The following is a 22,252-nucleotide window of genomic DNA, read 5'->3' as shown; positions in this document are numbered from 1 at the left end:
CCACCCATCCATAACAACAGAACAAGGGAAACCGCATATGACCCGCTTCAAGACGCTGCTCACCGGCCTGGCTTTGGGCTCCGCCCTTCTGTTTGCCCCCGTGGCCTCAATGGCGGCCCCGGCCGGCTCCCCCCTGGACGATGGCAAGCTCAGCGAGGAGGAGCTGGTCCAGATTTTGGCCTCGGCTCAGCAGCAGCTCATTCATCTATCGGAGGTGGCAACGTCCGAATACGAGGCCGAACTGAAGGACGGCGCGCCGAACATGCCGGCGGCGTGGATGTTGATGAAAGACGGCAAGACGGTCAAGCGTATCAGCCTGGGCGAGGAGGGCGAACGGGTTCCCGCTGCCGCCCAGATCTATATGTATCGGGCGGCCATCAAGGCGATCGCCCGACAGGGGGAGATCAACGCCGCCGCAATCCTGTACACCGGTCGCCTTAGCAAAGAGGACGATACTGAGGTTCTGGTGGTGGAGCATGAGCACCGGCTCGGCGTCTCCGGTAACAAGGTCGTGGCCTACGCCCTGGAGAATGGCGCCCTCAAATGGTCTGAGCCGGTTACCCAGAAAAAGCCCTTCGAATGGTTCTACGACAGCAAGGACGGGGAGGCGGCAGAGTAAGGCCTGGCGCCGGATCTGAGAACCAGTCGTGGTTTGTTTCGTTGTGTAATCGGCTGGTTAAAGACTGTGAATGGAGTCACGGATTCGGACTGTAAAACAATCTTAAATGGCATCGTGGAGTCGCAGGCTTCACATCCAAATCAAAACTCAGATAACAACAAATATGAGTTTCCAAGGAGATATAAAAATGAAAGGCCTGAAGAAAATCGCTCTCGCCGCGGCCGTCGCCGCTGCTCCCTTCGCCGCTCACGCGGACCTCAAAGCCATGGACGACAGCGCGATGGGCAACGTCACCGGTCAGGCCGGTGTCACCATCGAACTGGAAACCCAAGTCAGCATCGGTCAGTTCCGCTACACTGACGAAGGTTCCTTCGTCGTGAACGACATCGTGCTGGGTGGTTCCGGCGTTGCCGGTGGTCCGGGTACCAACCTGTTGGACCAGCTGAAGATCGATATTGACGTACTGGCGGACGGTGACGCAGTCATCCACGTCGGCTCCCTGGATGGGCTGCCCATCGACTGGGGTATGACGGCCAGCTCCATGGCTCTGGAAGGCGCCACGGACTCCACCACCCTGGTATCCAACCTGAGTGGCTGGGGTAACCTGGGCCAGCTGGACATCACTGTTGACACCGCGACCGATACCCTGAACATGGCCGTGGCGTTCAATGTGGTGGATATGGACTTCGACGTTGAATTCCTCGGCGTTGGTATCCAGGACATGGCCATCATGGGCGCGAACTTCTTCGAGTCCGCTGACCCGAGCACGGATCCGACCGCTCTGTTCGCTGTTGCCAACGTCAACGTGTACAAGGGTGCCGGCCTGGGTGCGTCCACCAAGACCGACGTCCTGCGCATTGACGTGGCGGACATCAGCATGGATATGAGCATCGGTGCCATCAACATCGGTGGTGCGTCCATCGGTTCCGTGGCCATGGACAACCTGTCCATCACCAACACCAAGCTGGCTGTCTACGGTCACTAAACCGACCCGGATACCTGGCGTTGGACGCCCCGCTCTGGCGGGGCGTTTTTATTTGTCCGCCCTCGACATCGGGATATAAAGACCGGTGACGCGAAGTCTGGCCGGCTTCAGGAGTCGGGCACGGCAATGGACAGGTCGAAGCCGCCGCCAGGGCGGGGCGTCAGGGTGATGGGGCCCTCGTTAATCGCCTGGGGAATGTGGATTTGATCGATACCGGGCGGGTTGCCGATGGAAAAGTTCAGGTTCTGGCCGTCGAAGCCGATGCCCAGCTGGTCGTTCAGGAAGGTCTGGGTGAAGGGTTCATCCGGGATCTCCGGCTGCTGGCCGAAAATCAGTGGCGGCAGCACGGCCCTGAACTCGGCGGCGGGCTGCGCCCGGGCCAGTTCGTCGGTGGGCAGTAGCAGGGCCCGGCGGACAAACTCCTCTTCCGCATTTTCCAGCGCATCCTCTCGGCCGCTCTCTATGTAGCGCTGCAGGGCTTCCCGGTAGGCTTCTTCCTCCGCTTCGGTCAGCACCGGCTCGCCCGGGGAGATGGTGAGCGAGCGGATGATCCGCTTGCGGTCCTCCACCTGGCTGGGCGTGCGGGGCACGACGATGACCGCCGAGTCCTTGACGTAGGTATCGACCATTTCGTCGGAGGTCAGAGTTTCGACCCCCGCCTGGGCGGTCAGACCGGTGCTCAGCCCGGCAATCGCGCAGGCAAGCAGACAATGGCGGTTCATGGTGTTGGCCTCATGATGGGTCTTGCCACCAGTATTTGGTGTGCCTGGATGTTTTTCAACCCGATCCCGTCAGGATTGTGATCCGCCTCCTCGAATTTCCGGTAAGCTGGAACATCGGGTCACGGTTCGTTGCTATAGTCCGTTCCCGGTAGCGCATTCCAATCGTCTCGTGGGGCAGGATGATCAGTTTTTTCTCCAGGCAGTGGCAGGACTGGGTCCATCGGCGCATTCCCCGTGCCGACACGCGCCGGTTTAACCAGAAGAATATTTTTATACTGCCGACCGGCGCAGGCGTGGTCTTTGGCGTGCTGTTGGTGGTGATGTTGCTGACCGCCATCAACTACCAGAACAGTCTGATCTACCTGACCACCTTTCTTCTGGGCACCGTGTTCGTGGGCGCCATTCATCAAACCCACCAGAACCTGTCCGGACTGGTGCTGACGCTGGTCCAGGCTGGGGAAGGGTTTGTCGGGGAGGGCATTGCCTTCCGCCTGCGCGCCGCCGCCGGCAAGCGGGGGGCCGTGGCGATTCGCCTGTCCTGCCCGGGGGCGGCGGAGGTGTGCTTTCACGTTGTTCCGGGCCAATCCGAGGATGTCACCCTGGCGGTCCGGGGGCAGGCCCGGGGCTACCTGCGGCCGGAGCGAATCCGGGTGGAAACCCGTTTCCCATTCGGATTGCTCAAGGCCTGGTCCTGGATACGCCCGCTATCCTCGGCGGTTTGCTACCCCAGGCCACGGCCGGCGCCCGAGGCCCTGGCCACCGGTGAGGACGGCGATGACCCTCAACTGGTCCGTGACCGTCAGGGAACCGAGCAGGCCGAACTGAGGCCCTGGCGCGAGGGTGATCTCAGCGCCCGGGTGCTCTGGAAGCGGGTCGCCCGGGACGGGCAGATGGTGGTGGCGGACTGGCGGGGTGGCGCCGGTCAGCCGGATCGCCTGGACTTCGACGCCTTCCCTGGCGTAGACCACGAGCGCCGCCTGAGTTATCTGTCCGCGCTGGTACTGGCGCGTGCCAGCCAGGGCGTACCTTTCGGTCTGAACCTCCCCGGCGAGCGCATCGAACCGGACCTTGGGGCGGTCCATGTTCGCCGCTGCCTACGGGCACTGGCGGTCTGGAGGTGCGATGAGCCGGCGTGACGATCGACAGCGGGGCCGCCAGCCGTCGCGCCTTCCCAGCCAGGGACTGCTGTGGCTGATGGCCGCCTTTATCGTACTGTTGCTGCCCCAGTGGGACCGGTTGCCGGCGTGGCTGATCGCCGTCTGTCTGGTGCTGGCGGGCTGGCGCTGGCGGGCTCAGCGGGGACGGGTCCGCCTGCCGGGCCGCTTGCCCCGGATGGGGATCATGGCCTTGCTGATTGCGGTCTACATCGCCTCGGTTTCCGGGCGTTTTACCGTGGATACCGCGGCCTCTTTCTTTGTGCTCGCGGTGGGTCTGAAATGGCTGGAAACCCGAAATCACCGGGATTTCTATGTTCTGTTCTTCATTCTGGCCTATCTGGCGTCGGTGAATTTCCTGTTTCGCCAGGAAATCCTGTGGGCGCTGGTGAATTTCCTGGCCCTGGGGTTGTTACTGGTGGCGTTGCAGGTGGTCAACGCCCCGGATCTGCCGGACGGTCTGGCATCCGGATGGCGGCGGCTCGGTGGCCTGTTCCTGAAAGGGCTGCCGTTCGTGATTCTGGTGTTCGTGTTCTTTCCACGCATGGGCCCCCTATGGACGGTGCCACTGGTGTCCGGTCACGCCCGGTCGGGGCTCAGCGACACCCTGCGCCCCGGCGACATCTCCCACCTGGCACAGAGCAGCGAACGGGTTTTCCGGGTGACGTTCGGGGGGGCGGTACCGGCTTACCGCGACCGATACTGGCGGGGCCTGGTGCTGGACTACCTGGACGGCGAAACCTGGCGGCAGACCGGCGGCGCGCCCGTCGAACCGTTAGCCCGGGTCGCCACCGACGGTGGTGTCGGGCCACTGGCAGCCACCGAGTACGAGGTGTTGCTGGAGCCCACCGACCGCCGCTGGGCGTTTGCTCTGGCCGGTTCCGAGGCCGCCTCGGGCAATCTGTTCGAAGTGGAGGAGGACCTGTTTCGTTTCCCCCGTCCGGCCGATAGCCCGGTTCGCTACCGGCTGCGACTGACGGGTCTGCCGAAGGTGCCTGGCACCCCGCTGGATGCGACGCAACGGCACCGTTATCTGCAGCTGCCGGAGCAGGGCAACCCCCGGGCGAGGGCGCTCGCAGCCAGCCTGGCGGGCCGCCTGGCCGACACCGATGTGGTGGCCGAGCTGCTGACCCGGTTCCGGCAGCAACCCTATTTCTACACTCTGCGGCCTCCCGCCATGCCTGAAAACGGGGTGGATGCCCTGTTGTTTGATCAGCGACGGGGGTTCTGTGCCCACTACGCCGGCGCCACCACCTTCGTACTGCGCGCTGCCGGCATCCCCGCCCGTATTGTCATGGGTTACCAGGGGGGTGAGGCGGGGGTGGATGACGAGTACCTCATTGTCCGTCAGTACGACGCCCATGCCTGGGTGGAGGCCTGGTTGGACGGTCGGGGCTGGGTGCGGGTGGACCCGACGGCGGCGATCGCGCCCGCGCGCATTGAATCGGGCCTGCGCGATGCGGTGGCGGAGGAGGGCTCGTTCCTGGAGTCGAACCCCTTCTCGCCCCAGCGCTACCGGGATATCGCGTTGCTGCAATGGGCCAGCCTGCAGCTGGACCGGATCAATTACCAGTGGCAGCGCTGGGTGGTGGGTTACCAGGGGCAGAGTCAGATGGATCTGATGTCCCGGTTGCCCGGTGGCCTGGGCTTGCGTGAACTGGGCTATCTGACCGCAGGGGGGGTCGGTGTGGGATTGTTGGCCCTGGGGCTGGTGAGCTACGTTCGCTCACCCCGGGAAGCCCGCAGGGACGGCCACCGGCGCCTGCTGGAAGCCTGGCAGGCGCTGTGCCGACGTGCCGGGGTCGAGGTGCGGCCGGGGGATACCCCGGACGACCTGGCAAAGCGACTGGCCCGTACCCGCCCGGAAGCCGGAGATACGGCACGCCGCTTTGCCCGGATGATCAACAGCCATTACTATAACCCGTCGGCTCCGGCATCGAGCAGCGATCTGCGGCGCATGCGCCGGACCTTGTCGATCATCCGGCGCCAGCTACGTGGCCACAGGACAGGAACCGGAAACGCCCCGTGACAGACATCGCCCAGACAATGCCTTGGTTGGAACGCGCCTGGCGTCAGGTGCAGGCGCGCTTGGCGGAGGACCGCCTGCCCCATGCCCTGATCCTCAACGGTGAGCGGGGCGTGGGCAAACGTGCCTGGGCGGAAGCGGTGGCAGGCCTGTTGCTGTGTGAAACACCGGCTGGCCGCCACGAGGGGCGGCCGGTCGCTTGCGGTACCTGCAAACAGTGCGAGTTGGTGATGGCGGGCAGCCATCCGGATCTACGCGTCTATGCCCCGGAAACCTCACGTATGATCAAGGTCGATCAGATCCGGGCCTTGTCCGCCTTTGCCGTGGCATCGCCGCAGGTTGCCCATCACAAGGTGGCCATCATCGACCGGGCGGACCAGCTGAATGTGAACGCGGCCAATGCCCTGCTGAAAACCCTGGAGGAACCGCTGCCCGACGTGACCCTGCTGCTGCTTCAGGAAACCGGGCGGCCGGTGCTGCCGACCATTCGTTCCCGATGTCAGACCCTGATGGTGCCCGTACCCTCCATGGCACAGGCGGAGCAGTGGCTGGCGCGGGCTCTGGATGGCCTCGGTGGCGATACACCCGCCCCTCCGGCGGATCGGGTTCGCCGCGCCCTGGCACTGGCCGACCGCGCGCCGAGACTGGCGCTGGAATATCTGACCGGCGATTTTCTTGAACTGCGTGACACCGCATTTGACGCCTTTCGCCGGTTCATGCGCGGTGAGATGCCCGTGGCCGATGCCGCCCGGGCCTTCAAGGCCCTGGGCCTGGAGGAGGCGCTCGGTCTGTTTGAGGGATGGGCCGCGGATCTGGCCCGGCTGGCGGCGGGGGGTACCGTGGCCGACCCGGACGCGGCCGATATGCTGGAGTTCCTGGCCCGGCACAACCCGCCCTGGCGGGCCCACGAGCTGCTCGATCAGGTACGGGAAGCCCGCGCGGCCGGTGTCTACAACGTCAACCCGGAGCTGGAGGCGTCCCGGTTGCTGCTGGCCTGGCAGGCGCTGATGCCCCGTCGCAGGGCCGGCTGACGCTCCGGTTTGCGTGTCCCGCTCCGGCAGCTGCTATGATTGCGGAATGACAGGTTTTTCGGTATTCCTGTCCGGTCCGTTCCCCAGTAACGCAAGAATAGGTGTCGACTATGGGCCCAGGATTTGGCGCACGCAGTGGTATTCTTACCCTGACCATCAAGGACAAGGCGGTCCTGTACGCAGCGTACATGCCGTACATCAAACAGGGTGGCCTGTTCATCCCGACCCAGAAACAGTACCAGTTGGGCGATGAGGTGTTTCTGCTGCTCAACCTGATGGACGAGCCCGAGAAAATCCCGGTGGCGGGCAAGGTTGTCTGGATCACGCCGAAGGGCGCCCAAGGCAACCGTGCCGCCGGGATAGGCGTCCAGTTCAACGGCGACGACGAAACCGCGCGGACCAAGATCGAATCCTATCTCGCTGGGTCACTGACCTCCGACCGCCCCACGCACACCATGTGAGGTGGCCGGACGATGGATATGCCGGTGACCTCTTCCGCCCGTGTGACATGCCGTGACGCTTCCTGGCCGCTCTCCCAGCTGACGCTGGTGGGCATGTCCTGGTCTTCTCCGGCGGCCGCAGTCCCTTCGCGGCCTCTGGTGCTGCTGCACGGCTGGCTCGACAACTGCCTCTCCTTCACCCGGCTCGCGCCGGAGCTGGCCTCCCTGGGGCCGGTTCATGCCATTGATATGGCCGGGCATGGTCACTCCGGGCACCGCAGCCCCGGACAGTCCTATTGGCTGATGGATTATGTCTCGGATCTGGCAGAGCTGCTGGAGCACCCTCTGTGTCCTGGCGCTGACGACCGGGTGGACCTGGTCGGTCATTCGCTCGGAGGCATCGTCGCCGGGCTGTATGCCGCCGCGTTTCCCGAGAGGGTCCGGCGACTGGTGATGATCGACAGCCTGGGGGCGATCAGCCGGCCGCTCGAAGACACGGTGCCACAACTGCGCCGTGCCATTGGCAAGCGGCTTCGCGGCTCGGGCCGGGCGGTGGTTTACCCCGACATCACAACCGCGGCGAAGGCGAGGGAAGGGGGTGTCAGCCCCCTGAGCCACGAGGCGGCCCTGACGCTGGTGCCACGCAACCTGAAACCCGTCGAGCGGGGCTTTGTCTGGCGCACCGACCCGAGACTTCGGCACCCGTCTCCCCTAATGATGACCGAGGATCAGGTTCGTGCCACGCTGGCGGCAATCACCACGCCGACGCTGCTGGTACAGGCGGCGAATGGGCTCTTGGCCAGCCGGGGCCAACTGGTGGAGCGCGCGGGGTTGATCCGCGACCTGTCGGTGATCGAGGTGCCGGGCGGCCACCATTGCCATCTGGATGGGGACACGGCTCCGGTCGCGCGGGCGGTGAGTCGCTTTCTGGAGCAACCCTGAATCATGATGACCCTGTCTTCGAGGTGGATGCTGTCAGCGCTGCTCCTGCTGCTGGCCGTGCCGGCCCGGGCCGACGCGTTCCCCGATCCGTTTCCGCAGTCGACCCGGGAAGCCTCGGTGGAGATCGAATCTCCGGGCCATCTGGTGCTGTTCAGCCCGGTCCGGGAAATCAATGACGAGATCCGCTCCGAAACCATGGCCCGGTTACCGGTTACCGGCGAGGGTCGGCTATACCAGCTGGCTCGGGACGCGACCCGGCGCGAGGCCCGCGATCATTACCTTCGTGGCTTACAGGAGGAGGGCGCGCGTATCCTGTTCGAGTGTGAGAACGTTCGCTGTGGTCGCAGCGTGATCTGGGCCAACCGGGTGTTCGGGCAGGCCGTGCTCAATGGCCGCGACTCGGAGCAGGACTATTTGGTCGCGGTGTCGGAGGACGGGGATGGCGCCCGCTGGCTGACGCTGGTTTATACCGTGACCCGCGGCAACCTGCGCGAGTATGTATGGGTTGAGCACCTGCGGGTGCAACCCGAGGCTGTGATACCCGGTCTTGCCGAGGCTTCCCGCCGGGTGCTTGGCCCCTGGGTGGTTCCCTGGCAGGGGGAGGTGACCTATCGGTTCGACTGGCACGCCACGGACCGGCGCCGGATCCGCGAGCTGGCGGAACAGCCGGGCGCCCTGGTGGTGCTGGCCGGGTTCTCGGCGTTGGCACCGGATGAATCCTACGAATCGGCACGGGCACGGGCGGAGGCGGCGCTGACCTCGCTCAGCGAGGTTCTGGCCCGAACCGGCGTATCCCGTGACCGGCAACGGCTGATTGTCGTGGGGCCGGGCATTGCTCTGTCCGATCCCGAACGCCAGGGGAATCGAATCGAAATCGTCGTGATCAGGAGGTAAGGCCATGACGGGGGATGAGGAAGGTCCGGACGTTCCGGCCGGGACGGAAGAGACGGAGGTGCCCGAGCACCGGGTGTCCGTGGTGGTGGAGAGTTCCGATCTGTCCGCGGCATCGGTGGCGACCGCGAGCGAGGAATCCCGGGTGCAGCCGGAACACCAACGGACCGTGGCGCTGACACTCGGCAGCGGCGGCGCCAGGGGGTACGCCCACATCGGCGCCATCGAGATTTTGCTGGAGCGGGGCTACCGGATTGTCGCCGTGTCCGGCTGTTCCATGGGGGCGCTGATTGGTGGCTTCCATGCCGCCGGCAAGTTGCAGGACTATAAGGACTGGGTGACTGGCCTGGGCCAGTTCGACGTGTTGAAATTGTTGGATGTAACCTTCAGCTCCGTTGGCGCGATCCGGGGCGAGAAAATTTTTTCCATTGTCCGTGAAATGCTCGGTGACATCCGCATCGAGGACCTGCCCATTGCTTATACCGCCGTCGCCACCGACCTGCTCGCCCACAAGGAAGTCTGGTTCCAGGAAGGGCCTCTGGATCAGGCGATCCGGGCATCGGTGGCGATTCCCGGCGTGGTGACGCCACTGGTGCTCAACGGCCGGGTGCTGGTGGACGGTGCCCTGCTGAACCCCCTGCCGATCATCCCCACCATTTCCGCCCACGCCGATCTGATCGTCGCGGTGAACCTGAGCGGCGAGGATGACCAGCGTCAGCGGATTCCGGATGCCGCGTTCGTGACCGGCCACGAAAGCGGCCGGGAAATCGACGAGTGGGTGGATGTGCTTAGGGAAAAAGCGTCCCGCTGGTTCGATTGGGAATCCCTGAAGTCCCTGACGTCCCGTCGGGCGGATCCGGACACCACGACCGCCGAGCAGAAACTGGAGCGGGAGGTGCGCCGGCGGGAGCTGGACAAACCGGCACCGGAGCCGGATGCCTCTGGTGAGCGCAAGGCCGCGAAGGGTGCCGCCGAGGAGCGGGAGGTCATTGATTGGGACAAGCTCGGGATCGGCAAGTTCGACGTCATGAACCTGTCCATTGAGACGATGCAGAGTGCGCTGATTCAGTACAAAATTGCCGGTTATCCGCCCGACCTGCTGGTCAACATTCCCAAGAATGCCTGTCGCAGTTACGACTATCACAAGGCCCCGGAACTCATTCAGCTGGGGCGGGAACGCATGGCCGCGGCTCTGGATCGCTACGAGCGGCACCGTACCAGCTCCGGGCCCCTGGCGGTCTAGAACCGGCGGAAGCGGCTGCAGTAGGGTGCGGATTCAGCGTATAATCCGCGCGACATTTGCCAAACAACAGGAATCATCCGCAGTGACCAGCCCCATTGATGACCTGACCACCGTAAGGGACTACCTTCGTTATGCCACTTCCCGGTTCGCCGGCTCCGACGTGTATTTCGGGCACGGCACCGACAATGCCTGGGACGAGGCCGTGCACCTGGTGCTGCGCAGCCTCAATCTGCCGTTGGCAAACAACACGGTCTTCCTGGACGCCCGGCTGTTGCGACGGGAACGGGAGATCGTGTTCGAGCGCATCGAGCGGCGGGTGAGGGATCGGGTGCCGTTGGCGTATCTTCTGGGCGAGGCTTGGTTCATGGGGATGCCGTTCAAGGTTGATGAGCGGGTCCTGATTCCCCGTTCCCCCATCGGCGAGTTGCTGGAAAAGGGGCTTCAGCCGTGGCTCGGCGAGACGCCGGTGCATCGGGTGCTGGATCTGTGTACCGGCAGCGGCTGCATTGGCATCGGTGCGGCGACGGTGTTCGAGGGCGCCCTGGTCGATCTGTCCGACATTTCCGAGGATGCTCTGGCCGTGGCGGAAGCGAACATCGACCTGCACGAGGTCCGTGACCGGGTGCGCACGATCCGCTCCGATGTATTCGACGCGATCACCGAACGCTACGATGTGATTCTGAGCAATCCTCCCTATGTCGACGCCCGGGATCTGGCGGCGATGCCGGCGGAGTATCGCCACGAGCCCCAGCTCGGCCTGGCGGCCGGCGACGACGGTCTGGACATTGCCCGCCGTATTCTGGACGGCGCCGCCGATCACTTGACCGAGGAGGGTCTGCTGATCGTTGAGGTCGGGAACAGCTGGGAAGCCCTGGAAGCGGCCTATCCGGACCTGCCGTTCACCTGGCTGGAATTCGAAAACGGCGGCGACGGCGTGTTCCTGCTGCGGGCCCAGGACCTCCGGGACTGGCAAGCCCGCCGTTCCAGCGCCCACTGACCACAACACGGGACAAGATACGCAACCATGTCGGGAAACACCTTCGGAAAACTGTTCACCGTCACCACGTTCGGCGAGAGCCACGGCCCTGCGCTCGGCTGCATCATTGATGGCTGCCCGCCCGGGCTGGCCCTCTCGGAGGCCGACTTGCAGCGGGACCTGGACCGTCGCAAACCGGGCACCTCGCGTCACACCACCCAGCGGCGCGAGCCGGATGAGGTGCGGATCCTGTCCGGGGTGTTCGAGGGCCGGACCACCGGCACGCCCATCGGGTTGCTCATTGAAAACACCGATCAGCGATCCAAGGACTATGGCAGGATCGCCCGCCAGTTCCGTCCCGCCCACGCCGACTATACCTACTGGCACAAGTACGGCATTCGGGATTACCGGGGCGGTGGCCGTTCATCCGCCCGGGAGACCGCGATGCGGGTGGCTGCGGGGGCGGTGGCACGCAAGTTCCTGGCTGAACGGCTGGGGATCCGGATCCGGGGTTATCTGGCCCAGCTTGGCCCGATCCGGGTGGAAACGCTTGACTGGGATCAGGTCGACCGGAATCCGTTCTTCTGTCCGGATCCGGACAAGGTGCCGGAACTGGAGGCCTACATGGATGCCCTGCGCAAGGAGGGGGACTCCATTGGCGCGCGGATCAACGTCGTCGCCGAAGGGGTGCCGCCGGGTCTGGGCGAGCCGATCTTCGACCGGCTGGACGCCGATCTGGCGCATGCGCTGATGAGCATCAACGCGGTCAAGGGCGTGGAAATCGGCGCCGGATTTGCCTGCGTCGAGCAGAAGGGAACCGAACACCGGGATGAAATGACGCCCGAGGGCTTTCTCAGCAACAACGCCGGGGGTGTGCTTGGGGGGATTTCCTCCGGCCAGCCGATCGTGGCCAGCATTGCCCTCAAGCCCACCTCCAGTCTCCGCCTGCCGGGGCGGAGCATTGACGTGGAGGGCAACCCGGTGGAGGTGATCACCACTGGGCGGCACGATCCCTGTGTCGGCATCCGGGCCACCCCGATCGCCGAGGCGATGATGGCGATTGTGTTGATGGATCACTATCTGCGGCACCGTGCGCAGAATGGTGACGTGGCCGTGACCACTCCGGTGCTCGGCCAACGCTGACCGTTCGGAGTCTGAGCGATTTACTGGCGCCTGTCGAACCTCTACTTCTGGTTTTTCGCCCTACTGGGCGGCATGCTGCCGTACTGGTCGCTCTATCTGGAAGCCCGGGGCTTCGGTTATCTGCAGATCGCGACGCTGATGGCGTCGATCCAGCTCACCAAAATCGTTGCCCCCAGTGTCTGGGGCTGGCTGGGCGACCGCTCCGGCCAGCGGGTCCGCCTGGTCCGTGTCGGCGCCATCGGCGGCGCTCTTTGCTTTGCCGGGGTCTTTCTGGAGCCGGGTTTCTCCGGCCTGCTGCTGGCAATGCTGGCCTTCACCTTTTTCTGGAATGCCATCCTGCCGCTGTACGAAGTGATCACCCTACGCACCCTCGGGCCGGAGCGGGACCGCTATGGTAAGGTGCGACTTTGGGGCTCGGTCGGCTTCATCGGTGCGGTGGCGTTGGTGGGGGCCGTGCTTGAGCGTGTGCCGGTGTCGGCTTTGCCCTGGTTGCTGCTCCCGGTGTTTGCCGGCATTGCCCTGTCCACGTTCCTGGTGCCGGCGGAACGGGGCGAGCGGCGGCGGAGCCTTCCGGCAGGGAGCCTTGGCCGAGTTCTGTGGCAGCGGGCGGTGCTGGCCTTCTTCCTGATGAATTTCCTGTTGCAGGTTTCCCATGGCCCCTACTACACGTTTTTCAGTATCCATCTGGAGCGGCACGGATACGGCAAGTTCTCGATCGGACTGCTGTGGTCGCTGGGGGTGCTGGCTGAGATCGCCCTATTCCTGGTCATGCACCGGCTTCAGCGGCACCTCTCGTTACGGCGGATTGCCCTGGGCGCGCTGTTGTTGACGGCGCTGCGCTGGGGCGTGATCGCCGATCTCACCGGCGGCCTGGCGCTGCTGTTGCTGGCGCAGCTGCTGCATGCGGCGTCCTACGGCGCCCTGCACGCCCTGTCGGTGCAATACATACACGGTTATTTCGGGCAGGCTCACCATGGCCAGGGCCAGGCCTTGTACAGCGGCCTGAGCTTTGGTGCGGGGGGAGCCGTGGGCGCCTGGATGTCCGGCCTGTTGGTGGAGTATCTGGGTACCGGCGCGGCCTTCTGGGGGGGTGCGGTGGCGGCGACCCTGGCGCTGCTGGTGGCCTGGTGGGGGATACGGGCGCCCGCTGAATCCCGTTGACCCGGGGGCTAGAGCCCTTCTTCCTGGCGAACGATGTCCAGCAGGGCCCGGGCAGCGGCACTGAGCGATCGTCCCTCCAGCCCGATGGCACCCAGCACTCGGGACACCGGGTGCCCCACCTCCAGTATCCGCAGATTGTCGTCCACCATGCTCACCGGCAGCACGCTCCATCCCAGCCCCACATTGGTCATCATCTTGATGGTTTCCAGATAGTTGGTGGGCATCATCAGGGACAGGTGGAGGTTCGCCTCCAGAAACAGGCGGCTGACCACCCGGTAAGTGGCAGTGTTGGTGTCCGGCAACAGTGCCGGATGCGCCGCCAGGTGTTCCAGTCGTGGCCGGGGTTGCTCGGCCAGGGGATGGTCGGGGCCGCAGACAAAGGCCATCGGGTCCTGCCACTGTGCGTGTATTTGAAAGCCCGGTGCCATGCTGTCGCTTAGGGTGACAAAGCCCAGCTCCGCGTGCCGTTTGAGCATTTGTCCATAGGCTGCGTCGGATTCCAGGAACTGGGGGCTCAGGCTGACGTCTGGGTAGCACTTGCGCAGCTGCCGCAGCCAGCGGGGCAGGTGATGCAGGCCAATGTGGTGACTGGCGATGATGGGCAGCTCGCCGGCGATCTCCGCCGCTTCCGGCGATACCGCCATGCGAGCGTTGTGGATTTCATCAAGGATGCGGCGGGCGTGGGGCAGCAGCCGCTTGCCGGCGTCGGTCAGGCGAATCTCCCGCTGGCGCCGGTCGATCAGGCGCACGCCAAGCTGGTTCTCCAGCGCTGCCAACCGTTTGCTGATGGCCGGCTGGGTCAGGTGAAGCACCTCGGCGGCTTCGGAAAAGGAGCCCTGATCGACAATGGTCAGGAAGGCCTGTATCGCGTTGGCGTCCATGGTGGATCCGGTCACTGGGTGATTTCGTCTTACCCTAATTCATGCCTATTAGGAATTCAATGAATAAAAAACATGAATTGGAGTTATTTATTGGGCCGGAGTATGATGCCTTCATCCAATCAAAACCACCGGCAATGAGTGAGAGAGAACCATGGCGGGCAAGACCTTGTACGACAAGTTGTGGGACGACCACCTGGTCAAGCAGCGGGACGACGGCTCCGCGCTGATCTACATCGATCGGCATCTGCTGCACGAAGTGACGTCACCCCAGGCATTTGAGGGTCTGCGCCTGGCGGGCCGTAAGCCCTGGCGGATCGATGCCAACCTGGCCACCCCGGACCACAACGTGCCCACCACGGAGAGGGACAAGGGGATTGACGGCATTGTCGATCCGGTCTCACGTACTCAAGTGGAAACGCTGGACCGGAACTGCGATGAGTTCGGCATCCTGGAATTCAAGATCAAGGACCAGCGCCAGGGTATCGTGCATGTGATCGGTCCGGAGCAGGGCGCGACCCTGCCGGGCATGAGCATCGTCTGCGGTGACTCCCACACCTCCACCCACGGTGCTTTTGGCTGTCTGGCCCATGGCATTGGTACGTCCGAGGTGGAGCATGTTCTGGCCACCCAGTGCCTGGTGCAAAAGAAGATGAAGAACATGCTGGTGCGGGTCAACGGCCAGCTGGCACCCGGTGTCACCGGCAAAGATGTGGTGCTGGCGATCATTGGCACCATTGGAACCGCCGGCGGTACCGGCTATGCGGTCGAGTTCGGGGGTGAGGCCATCCGGAGCCTGAGTATGGAAGGGCGCATGACCATCTGCAACATGGCCATCGAGGCCGGCGCCCGGGTCGGGATGGTGGCGGTGGACGAGACCACCATCGAGTATGTCCGTGGCCGGCCGTTTGCTCCCAAGGGAGACGCGTGGGATCGGGCGGTGGCCTACTGGCGAACCCTGCACAGTGATCCGGATGCGGTATTCGACAAGGTGGTCGAGATCGACGGCGCGGCCATCAAGCCCCAGGTCAGCTGGGGGACTTCCCCGGAAATGGTTACCTCGGTGGATGGCCGGGTGCCGGATCCGGCTCAGGAAGAGGACCCCATCAAGCGGGAGGGTATCGTCCGGGCGCTCAAGTACATGGGACTGCAGCCCAACCAGAAGATCACCGACATCCGGCTGGACCGGGTATTCATCGGCTCCTGCACCAACAGCCGGATCGAGGATCTGCGTGAGGCGGCACGGGTGGTGAAAGGGCGGAAGGTGGCGCCAACCCTGAAGCAGGCGATGGTGGTGCCCGGGTCTGGCCTGGTCAAGGCGCAGGCGGAGCGGGAAGGTCTGGACAAGATTTTCATTGAGGCGGGGCTGGAGTGGCGGGATCCCGGCTGCTCCATGTGTCTGGCGATGAACGCCGACAAGCTGGGGCAGGGTGAGCACTGCGCCTCGACCTCGAATCGTAATTTCGAGGGTCGTCAGGGGTTTGGCGGGCGCACCCATCTGGTCAGCCCGGCCATGGCGGCTGCGGCGGCCGTGACCGGCCATTTCGTCGATGTCCGTGAACTGTTGAACTGAGCCACAGGAGAAAGACCATGAGAGCATTCACCCAGCACAAGGGCATCGTGGCCCCCATGGACCGTTCCAACGTGGACACGGACATGATCATTCCCAAGCAGTTCCTGAAGTCGATCAAACGCACCGGCTTTGGCCCCAATCTGTTCGATGAACTGCGCTACCTGGACGAAGGCAAACCGGACCAGGACTGTTCTCAACGGCCCCTGAATCCGGACTTCGTACTGAACCAGCCCCGCTATCAGCGCGCGAGTGTGCTGCTGGCCCGGCGCAACTTCGGATGCGGCTCCAGCCGCGAACACGCCCCCTGGGCCCTGGAAGATTTCGGTTTTCGGGTCATCATCGCCCCGAGCTTTGCCGACATCTTCTACAATAACTGCTTTAAGAATGGCCTGTTACCTATTGTTCTTGATGAAGAAATCGTTGACAGGCTGTTCCAGGAAACCTACGACAACGAGGGCTATGAACTGGCGGTCGACCTGGCGGCGCGTACCGTGACCACGCCGTTCGGCGAGTGCTTCCCGTTCGAGGTAGACGATTTCCGTCGACACTGCCTGCTCAACGGCCTGGACGACATCGGTGTGACCCTGGAAGACGCCGACCTCATCCGCGCCTACGAGGAAAAACGCCGGCAAACCGCGCCCTGGCTGTTTGCCGGTGGTCACTGATTGATACCGACTGAACGACTCAAGGAAACCGTAATGTCCAGAAACATTCTGTTGTTGCCGGGAGACGGCATTGGCCCGGAGATTGTCGCCGAGGCGGAGCGTGTGTTGGCCAGGGTCAACGACCGCTTTTCCCTGGGACTGAATTTTGAGCAGGCGCTGGTTGGCGGTGCCGCCCTGGATGCCTGTGACACGCCGCTGCCGGAAGACACTCTGGCGAAGGCCCGGCAGGCGGATGCCATCCTGCTGGGGGCGGTCGGCGGGCCGAAGTGGGATGCACTGCCGATGGCGAAGCGCCCGGAGAAGGGGCTGCTGGGGCTGCGCTCCAGTCTGGAGCTGTTTGCCAACCTGCGTCCGGCCATCCTCTATCCACAGCTGGCTTCGGCGTCGTCCCTGAAGCCGGACGTGGTGTCCGGGTTGGATATCCTGATTGTCCGTGAGCTGACCGGTGGCATCTATTTCGGCCAGCCCCGCGGTGTGCGTCATCTCGAAAACGGCGAACGGCAGGGCTACAACACCTATGCGTATACCGAATCGGAAATCCGCCGCATTGGCCGGGTGGCGTTCGAGGCTGCCCGGCAGCGCAACGGCAAGCTGTGTTCCGTGGACAAGGCCAATGTGCTGGAGGTGACTGTGCTGTGGCGGGAAGTCATGGAGGACCTGACACGGGAATACCCGGACGTGGCGCTTTCCCACATGTACGTGGACAACGCCGCCATGCAGCTGGTTCGGGCACCCAAGCAGTTCGACGTGATTGTGACTGGCAATATGTTTGGTGATATTCTCTCGGACGAAGCCGCGATGCTCACGGGCTCCATCGGCATGTTGCCGTCCGCCTCCCTGAACTCGCAGAAGCAGGGAATGTACGAGCCGTGCCACGGTTCGGCGCCGGACATTGCCGGCCAGGGCATCGCCAACCCGCTGGCCACCATCCTCAGTGCCGCCATGATGCTGCGTTACAGCCTGGGCGAGGAGGAAGCCGCCAATGCGATCGAGGCGGCGGTCAGCCAGGTTCTGGACCAGGGGCTGCGGACAGCGGATATCCTCTCCGAGGGCACCCGCAAGGTATCCACCCGGGAGATGGGCGAGGCCGTTCTCGCGGCGCTGTAAGTCAGGCCCGGTCCAGGCGTTTGAAACCCGACGGTAACAGGATGCGGTTGCCGCGGGATCATCCATCCCGTCCCTGCCAGCGACAACGGCAATGGGCGGGCACAAATGCAACGAGGTTCAAAAGTCGCATGAAGCGAGTTGGACTAGTAGGTTGGCGCGGCATGGTGGGCTCTGTCCTCATGCAGCGCATGCGTGAAGAAAACGATTTTGCCGACATCGAGCCGGTTTTCTTTTCAACGTCCCAGACCGGAAAACCGGCCCCGGACGTCGGCAAGCCCGGGGTGCCTGTACTGCAGGATGCCTTCGACATCGATACCCTGAAAGGCATGGACGTGATCGTGACCTGCCAGGGGGGCGATTACACCACCGACGTGTATGGCAGGCTGCGCGATGCCGGCTGGCAGGGCTACTGGATCGACGCCGCCTCCACCCTGAGAATGGCCGACCATTCCGTAATCGTGCTGGACCCGGTCAACCGCAAGGTCATCGACGCGGCCCTGAGCCGGGGCGTCAAGGATTTCATCGGCGGTAACTGCACCGTCAGCCTGATGATGCTGGCTCTGGGCGGTCTGCTGGAGCAGGACCTGATCGAATGGGTTTCTCCGATGACCTATCAGGCCGCCTCCGGCGCCGGCGCCCAGAACATGCGCGAGCTGCTCAACCAGATGGGGGCGCTGCGAGACAGTGTCCGGGCCGAGCTTGACGATCCGGCGTCCGCGATCCTCGAGATCGACCGCAAGGTCACCGAGACCCTGCGTTCCGGCGACTTCCCGACGGACCACTTCGGTGTTCCCCTGGCCGGCAGCCTGATCCCGTTCATCGACAAGCAGCTCGATAACGGCATGAGCCGGGAAGAGTGGAAGGCGGGCGTGGAAACCAACAAGATCCTCGGCCGCTCCGGTAACCCGATTCCCATTGACGGCATCTGTGTTCGCATTGGCGCGATGCGCTCTCACAGTCAGGCGCTGACCATCAAATTGCGCAAGGACCTGCCGGTGAGCGAGATCGAGGCGATCCTGGCGCAGGCGAACGACTGGGTGAAGGTGGTGCCCAACGAACGGGAGGCGACCATGACCGAGCTGACACCGGCCAAGGTGACCGGTACGCTGAGTATCCCCATCGGTCGCATCCGCAAGCTTGCCATGGGCCCGGAATACATCTCGGCATTCACCGTGGGTGATCAGCTGCTCTGGGGCGCGGCTGAGCCGCTGCGCCGGATGCTCCGCATCCTCCAGGAGTGCTGAACCATGGCCCTTCCGGCCTGGTAATGCCAACTGTGTCCGGTTTTCGCATGCCGGCCAGGGGCGGAGGCTGATTTCAGCCTCCGCCCCTGTTATTTTCAAGGATGCTAGGAAGTTCCGGCCGATAGATAAAAAAATGGTACAAGGTGTGCGGCTGATTGATTGATAAAACGGCTTATATCAACAATACTTCCGGAACCAAATATTAAAATCACGACATAATAAAATCAGATTACCCAGACGAAAGTCATCCAACCTCGTCCGATTCTGTTTTAGGAAAGCAGTAACGCTAACGGAGACTGGAAAGGAAAAAGCATGAAGGTACGCAAGCTTGCGGTTGCCCTCGCTCTTGCGGGTGGGCTCGGTTCCGGCGTCGCACAGGCCCTTGGGCTGGGGGAAATTGAACTTCAGTCCTACCTGAACGAGCCGCTGGACGCGGAAATTGCCCTGACCCAGAGTCGGGGGATCAGTCCCGGGGATGTCTTTGTCAATATCGCACCTCAGTCCGCCTACGAACGTGTCGGGCTGAGCCGCAATCAGTTTCTCAGCAAGCTCCGTTTCGAGGTTGTCACCGGCTCCGATGGCAATCTGGTCGTCAATGTTTCCTCCCGGGAACCGCTGCGCGAGCCGTATTTGAACTTTCTGCTCGAGTTGACCTGGCCGAGCGGCCGTTTGATGCGTGAGTACGCGGTGCTGGTGGATCCGCCTGTCTACGCCGAGCGCTCGGGTCTGGCTGAGTCGGTATCGGCACCATCGGTTGCTGAAACCGCTCCGGCGGTCCGATCCCGGAGCCAGGAATCGGTGCGCCGCCAGGCGGCGGCCGAAGGTAGCCTGTCATCCGGCTATAGCCGTTCCACCATCGGCCCGACCGGGCCTTCCGATACCCTTTGGACCATCGCCTCCCGGGTGCGTCCGAACGACAGTGTATCCATGCAGCAGGTCATGCTGGCGATACAGGACTTGAATCCCGATGCTTTCATGGGCGGCAATATCAACCGCCTGAAACGGGGCGAAGTGCTTCGGGTTCCCTCCCTTGAAGACATCCAGCGGCGCAGTCGGGCCGAAGCTGTGCGCCAGGTGGCCCGGCAGAATGAGGCATTCGAAGCGTCCCGCCGCACCGTTGATGCCACCGCCACCGGTCGCTCCGCTCCGGCACCCACCGCGACGACCGGGGGGGAGGCCGAACTCAAACTGCTGGTCGCGGACAACGAGGGTGGCCGTGATGCCCAGGAAGGCGGCTCCGCCGGCGGGGACAGCCAGCTTCCGGGGGGCGTCGATGCCGGCACTGCGGTGGTGATGGAAGAACTGGAAAGCGCTTGTCGCGAGAACGCGGAGCTGAACAGTCGTCTGGAGGACCTGCAGGATCAGGTGGAGACCTTGCAGCGGCTGCTCGAACTCAAGAACAGCCAGCTCGCCGATCTGCAGCGTATGGCGGGTGATCAGGCCGCGACCGATGCTGCTGGCGAAATGCCGGCGACCCCGGAAACGCCCGACGCCACCACGATGGCCGCCGACGCCGCCATGCCGGCTGAAGGCGATGCCGGGGAAGGTGCGGAACCGGGAGCACCGGCCGAGCCGGCTGCTGATGCCATGGCGGCCGACGTCACCATGGCACCGGAAGAGAGTTCTGCTCCGGAATCTGCCGGCGACGCTGGCACCGACATGGCTACCGGAAACAAGGCCGAGCCGGCGGATGCCGGCGGCAAGACCGAGCCCATGGAGGCAGCGGAACCGCAGGCAGCCAGCGCGCCTTCCAGCGATGCCGGCGAACCGGCGCCGGCAGCCGAGCCAGCGAAGCCGGCGGCGCCTGCGCCGAAACCGGCTGCGGAGAAGGGCTTCCCTGGCAATGTGATCGACCTGATCGTCAGCAACCCCATGTACCAGATCGCCCTGGGGGGCGGCCTGATCGTCTTGCTGTTGCTGCTGTTGCTGCTGGCACGGCGCAACGCCAACCGGGAAAAGGCGTTTTACGAACAGCTCAACAACGAGCCGGCTGATGAGTCAGACACTTTTGACCTGACCCTCGACGAAGAGGCCCCGGAGGCCGCTGAAAACCCGCGTGATGCTCTGGACGAAGCGGACTCCTACGTTGCCTTCGGCCAGCTGGAACAGGCGGCTCAGGTCCTGGAGGAAGCCATTTCCAGGGAACCCAGCCGGACCGATCTGCGCTTGAAACTGCTGGGCATATACGCCGACAGCCAGGACCGTGAGTCGTTCGAGAAGCAGCTGGGCGAAATTGAGGCACTGGACGACGAGGACGCCCTGGAGCAGGCCAATGCGTTGAAGGCGCGTCTGGAAGAAGCCGAATCCATGCCGAGCATCGACGATCTCGAATCCGAACTCCGTTCCGATGCATTCGCCAGCGGGGAGGATCGCGGTTTCGGGGCAGAAACACCGGCCGAGCCGCTGTCGGATGAACTGCTGGCCGATACCTTCGAGGCTGGCAGCGAAGAAGAGCTTGAAAACGAGTTCGGCGAGTTTGCGTCCGACCTGGAAATGGAGGACAGCGACCTTCAGGAAATGGCCGAGGCTGACGCCGACACCCCGAAGGCCGATGACCGGGATGAAATGATTGAGTTCGATCTGCCGTCGCTGGACGCGGAGGAGGATGCCGCCGCGTCCGACGAAGCTCTGATCGACCAGGGGGATCAAGAGGAAGAAAGCCTTGCCGAAGACGATCTCGGCATCGACTTCGAACTTGATGAAACCGGGGAGGACGACGGCTCCGCCGATCTCGAACTGCCGGAGGAAGAGCTTGCCGCGCTTGAATCGTTCGATCTTCCGGAGGATGAATCTGGCGACAAAGAACTGGAACTGCCGGCGGACGACGATCTGACCCTGGATCTCGAAGACATGGAGGCGACGGACGGCGGGGACGATACTGGCAGCCTGGAGTCGGAGCTGGAAGGTCTGGATGAGTCCTTCCTGGACGAACTGGACGCCGAGTTGGACAAAGCCGCCGACGAGGACGAAGCCCTGGCGGACGCAGCCAGCGAGGAGTCGCCCTTGGACGAGCTGGAGCTGGATGTGTCCGACGAGGACCTGGCGCTGATGGAAGAATTTTCCGAGGTGTCCGAGGATGAATCGTCGGAAGTCCCGGCGGCCGAGGATCCGTCTCTGGACGAAGAGCTTGGTCTGGAGGATGCACTGGAAACGTCCGGGGACGAAATTCCGGAAGACGAGGTTCCGGTGGCCTCCGAAGCCATTGATTCGGTGCCGTCGACTCCCGAAGCCGTGCCGGATATCGACGAGGAGGCTCTGGGGGATGAGGACGATTTCAGTTTCCTGGCCGGTACCGACGAAGCCGCCACCAAGCTGGACCTGGCCCGGGCCTATATCGAGATGGGCGACAGCGAAGGCGCCCGCGACATCCTTGAGGAGGTCGCCCTGGAAGGCAATGAGGAACAAAAAGCCGAAGCCCAGGATCTCCTTAAAAATCTGTCCTGATTCGTTAT

The 22,252-nt window shown here is 63.7% G+C and carries 19 protein-coding genes; 17 read left to right on the top strand and 2 right to left on the bottom strand.

The features are described from left to right. Positions 1-37: 37 nt before the first annotated feature. Positions 38-619, top strand: coding sequence for a hypothetical protein (locus BTO32_RS08085; protein ID WP_076724112.1), 582 nt, complete (start codon positions 38-40; stop codon positions 617-619). Between the two features lie 187 nt (positions 620-806). Then, positions 807-1,604, top strand: coding sequence for a DUF6160 family protein (locus tag BTO32_RS08080; RefSeq protein WP_076724111.1), 798 nt, complete (start codon positions 807-809; stop codon positions 1,602-1,604). 107 nt (positions 1,605-1,711) lie between these two features. Here BTO32_RS08080 and BTO32_RS08075 read toward each other — a convergent pair whose 3' ends face one another. Next, the gene (locus tag BTO32_RS08075; protein WP_076724110.1) at positions 1,712-2,326 is read right to left on the bottom strand and encodes a hypothetical protein; all 615 of its coding nucleotides are present in this window, start codon (positions 2,324-2,326) and stop codon (positions 1,712-1,714) included. Between the two features lie 179 nt (positions 2,327-2,505). On the opposite strand from BTO32_RS08075, the gene BTO32_RS08070 reads away from it, so the two are divergent. The 10 genes from BTO32_RS08070 to BTO32_RS08025 all read left to right on the top strand — a co-directional run bounded on the left by BTO32_RS08070 (position 2,506) and on the right by BTO32_RS08025 (position 13,333). Continuing rightward, entirely contained in the window at positions 2,506-3,462 is a 957-nt protein-coding gene (locus tag BTO32_RS08070) for a DUF58 domain-containing protein (RefSeq protein WP_076724109.1), read from the top strand. Further along, a complete protein-coding gene (locus BTO32_RS08065) occupies positions 3,449-5,509 on the top strand; it encodes a transglutaminase TgpA family protein (RefSeq protein ID WP_076724108.1) in 2,061 nt (686 codons plus the stop codon). Before BTO32_RS08070 ends, BTO32_RS08065 begins: the two co-directional genes overlap by 14 nt. Then, positions 5,506-6,537 (top strand): DNA polymerase III subunit delta', encoded by a 1,032-nt coding sequence (gene holB / locus BTO32_RS08060; RefSeq protein WP_076724107.1) that lies wholly within the window; start codon positions 5,506-5,508, stop codon positions 6,535-6,537. The genes BTO32_RS08065 and holB overlap by 4 nt, the downstream gene beginning before the upstream one ends. Before the next feature lie 110 nt (positions 6,538-6,647). After that, positions 6,648-6,998: a PilZ domain-containing protein gene (locus BTO32_RS08055; RefSeq protein ID WP_076724106.1), complete on the top strand. Its 351-nt coding sequence runs from the start codon at positions 6,648-6,650 to the stop codon at positions 6,996-6,998. Positions 6,999-7,016: 18 nt separating this feature from the next. Then, entirely contained in the window at positions 7,017-7,919 is a 903-nt protein-coding gene (locus tag BTO32_RS08050) for an alpha/beta fold hydrolase (RefSeq protein ID WP_245820298.1), read from the top strand. 3 nt (positions 7,920-7,922) lie between these two features. Then, the gene (locus tag BTO32_RS08045; RefSeq protein ID WP_076724104.1) at positions 7,923-8,813 is read left to right on the top strand and encodes a DUF4892 domain-containing protein; all 891 of its coding nucleotides are present in this window, start codon (positions 7,923-7,925) and stop codon (positions 8,811-8,813) included. A gap of 4 nt (positions 8,814-8,817) precedes the next feature. Next, positions 8,818-10,053: a patatin-like phospholipase family protein gene (locus BTO32_RS08040; protein WP_076724103.1), complete on the top strand. Its 1,236-nt coding sequence runs from the start codon at positions 8,818-8,820 to the stop codon at positions 10,051-10,053. 82 nt (positions 10,054-10,135) lie between these two features. Further along, entirely contained in the window at positions 10,136-11,050 is a 915-nt protein-coding gene (gene prmB / locus BTO32_RS08035) for a 50S ribosomal protein L3 N(5)-glutamine methyltransferase (RefSeq protein ID WP_076724102.1), read from the top strand. Between the two features lie 27 nt (positions 11,051-11,077). Then, the gene (gene aroC, locus BTO32_RS08030) at positions 11,078-12,172 is read left to right on the top strand and encodes a chorismate synthase (RefSeq protein WP_076724101.1); all 1,095 of its coding nucleotides are present in this window, start codon (positions 11,078-11,080) and stop codon (positions 12,170-12,172) included. 18 nt (positions 12,173-12,190) lie between these two features. After that, the gene (locus BTO32_RS08025; protein ID WP_076724100.1) at positions 12,191-13,333 is read left to right on the top strand and encodes an MFS transporter; all 1,143 of its coding nucleotides are present in this window, start codon (positions 12,191-12,193) and stop codon (positions 13,331-13,333) included. An 8-nt stretch (positions 13,334-13,341) separates the two neighbouring features. Here BTO32_RS08025 and BTO32_RS08020 read toward each other — a convergent pair whose 3' ends face one another. Further along, the gene (locus BTO32_RS08020) at positions 13,342-14,214 is read right to left on the bottom strand and encodes a LysR family transcriptional regulator (protein ID WP_076724099.1); all 873 of its coding nucleotides are present in this window, start codon (positions 14,212-14,214) and stop codon (positions 13,342-13,344) included. A gap of 151 nt (positions 14,215-14,365) precedes the next feature. Here BTO32_RS08020 and leuC point away from each other — a divergent pair, with 151 nt between their 5' ends. From leuC to BTO32_RS07995, 5 genes are all read left to right on the top strand, one after another. Then, positions 14,366-15,784, top strand: coding sequence for a 3-isopropylmalate dehydratase large subunit (leuC, locus tag BTO32_RS08015; protein ID WP_076724098.1), 1,419 nt, complete (start codon positions 14,366-14,368; stop codon positions 15,782-15,784). 17 nt (positions 15,785-15,801) lie between these two features. Continuing rightward, the gene (gene leuD / locus BTO32_RS08010; RefSeq protein ID WP_076724097.1) at positions 15,802-16,449 is read left to right on the top strand and encodes a 3-isopropylmalate dehydratase small subunit; all 648 of its coding nucleotides are present in this window, start codon (positions 15,802-15,804) and stop codon (positions 16,447-16,449) included. 33 nt (positions 16,450-16,482) lie between these two features. Continuing rightward, positions 16,483-17,556, top strand: a complete 1,074-nt coding sequence (gene leuB, locus BTO32_RS08005) for a 3-isopropylmalate dehydrogenase (protein ID WP_076724096.1) — start codon at positions 16,483-16,485, stop codon at positions 17,554-17,556. Between the two features lie 128 nt (positions 17,557-17,684). Beyond that, positions 17,685-18,800: an aspartate-semialdehyde dehydrogenase gene (gene asd, locus BTO32_RS08000; RefSeq protein ID WP_076724095.1), complete on the top strand. Its 1,116-nt coding sequence runs from the start codon at positions 17,685-17,687 to the stop codon at positions 18,798-18,800. A gap of 312 nt (positions 18,801-19,112) precedes the next feature. After that, entirely contained in the window at positions 19,113-22,244 is a 3,132-nt protein-coding gene (locus BTO32_RS07995) for a FimV/HubP family polar landmark protein (RefSeq protein WP_076724094.1), read from the top strand. The last annotated feature ends 8 nt before the right edge of the window (positions 22,245-22,252 follow it).

Source organism: Marinobacter lutaoensis (assembly GCF_001981305.1).
Lineage (GTDB): Bacteria > Pseudomonadota > Gammaproteobacteria > Pseudomonadales > Oleiphilaceae > Marinobacter > Marinobacter lutaoensis.
The sequence above is the reverse complement of the archived record's forward strand: the minus strand, read 5'-3'. Positions and strand labels throughout refer to the sequence as shown.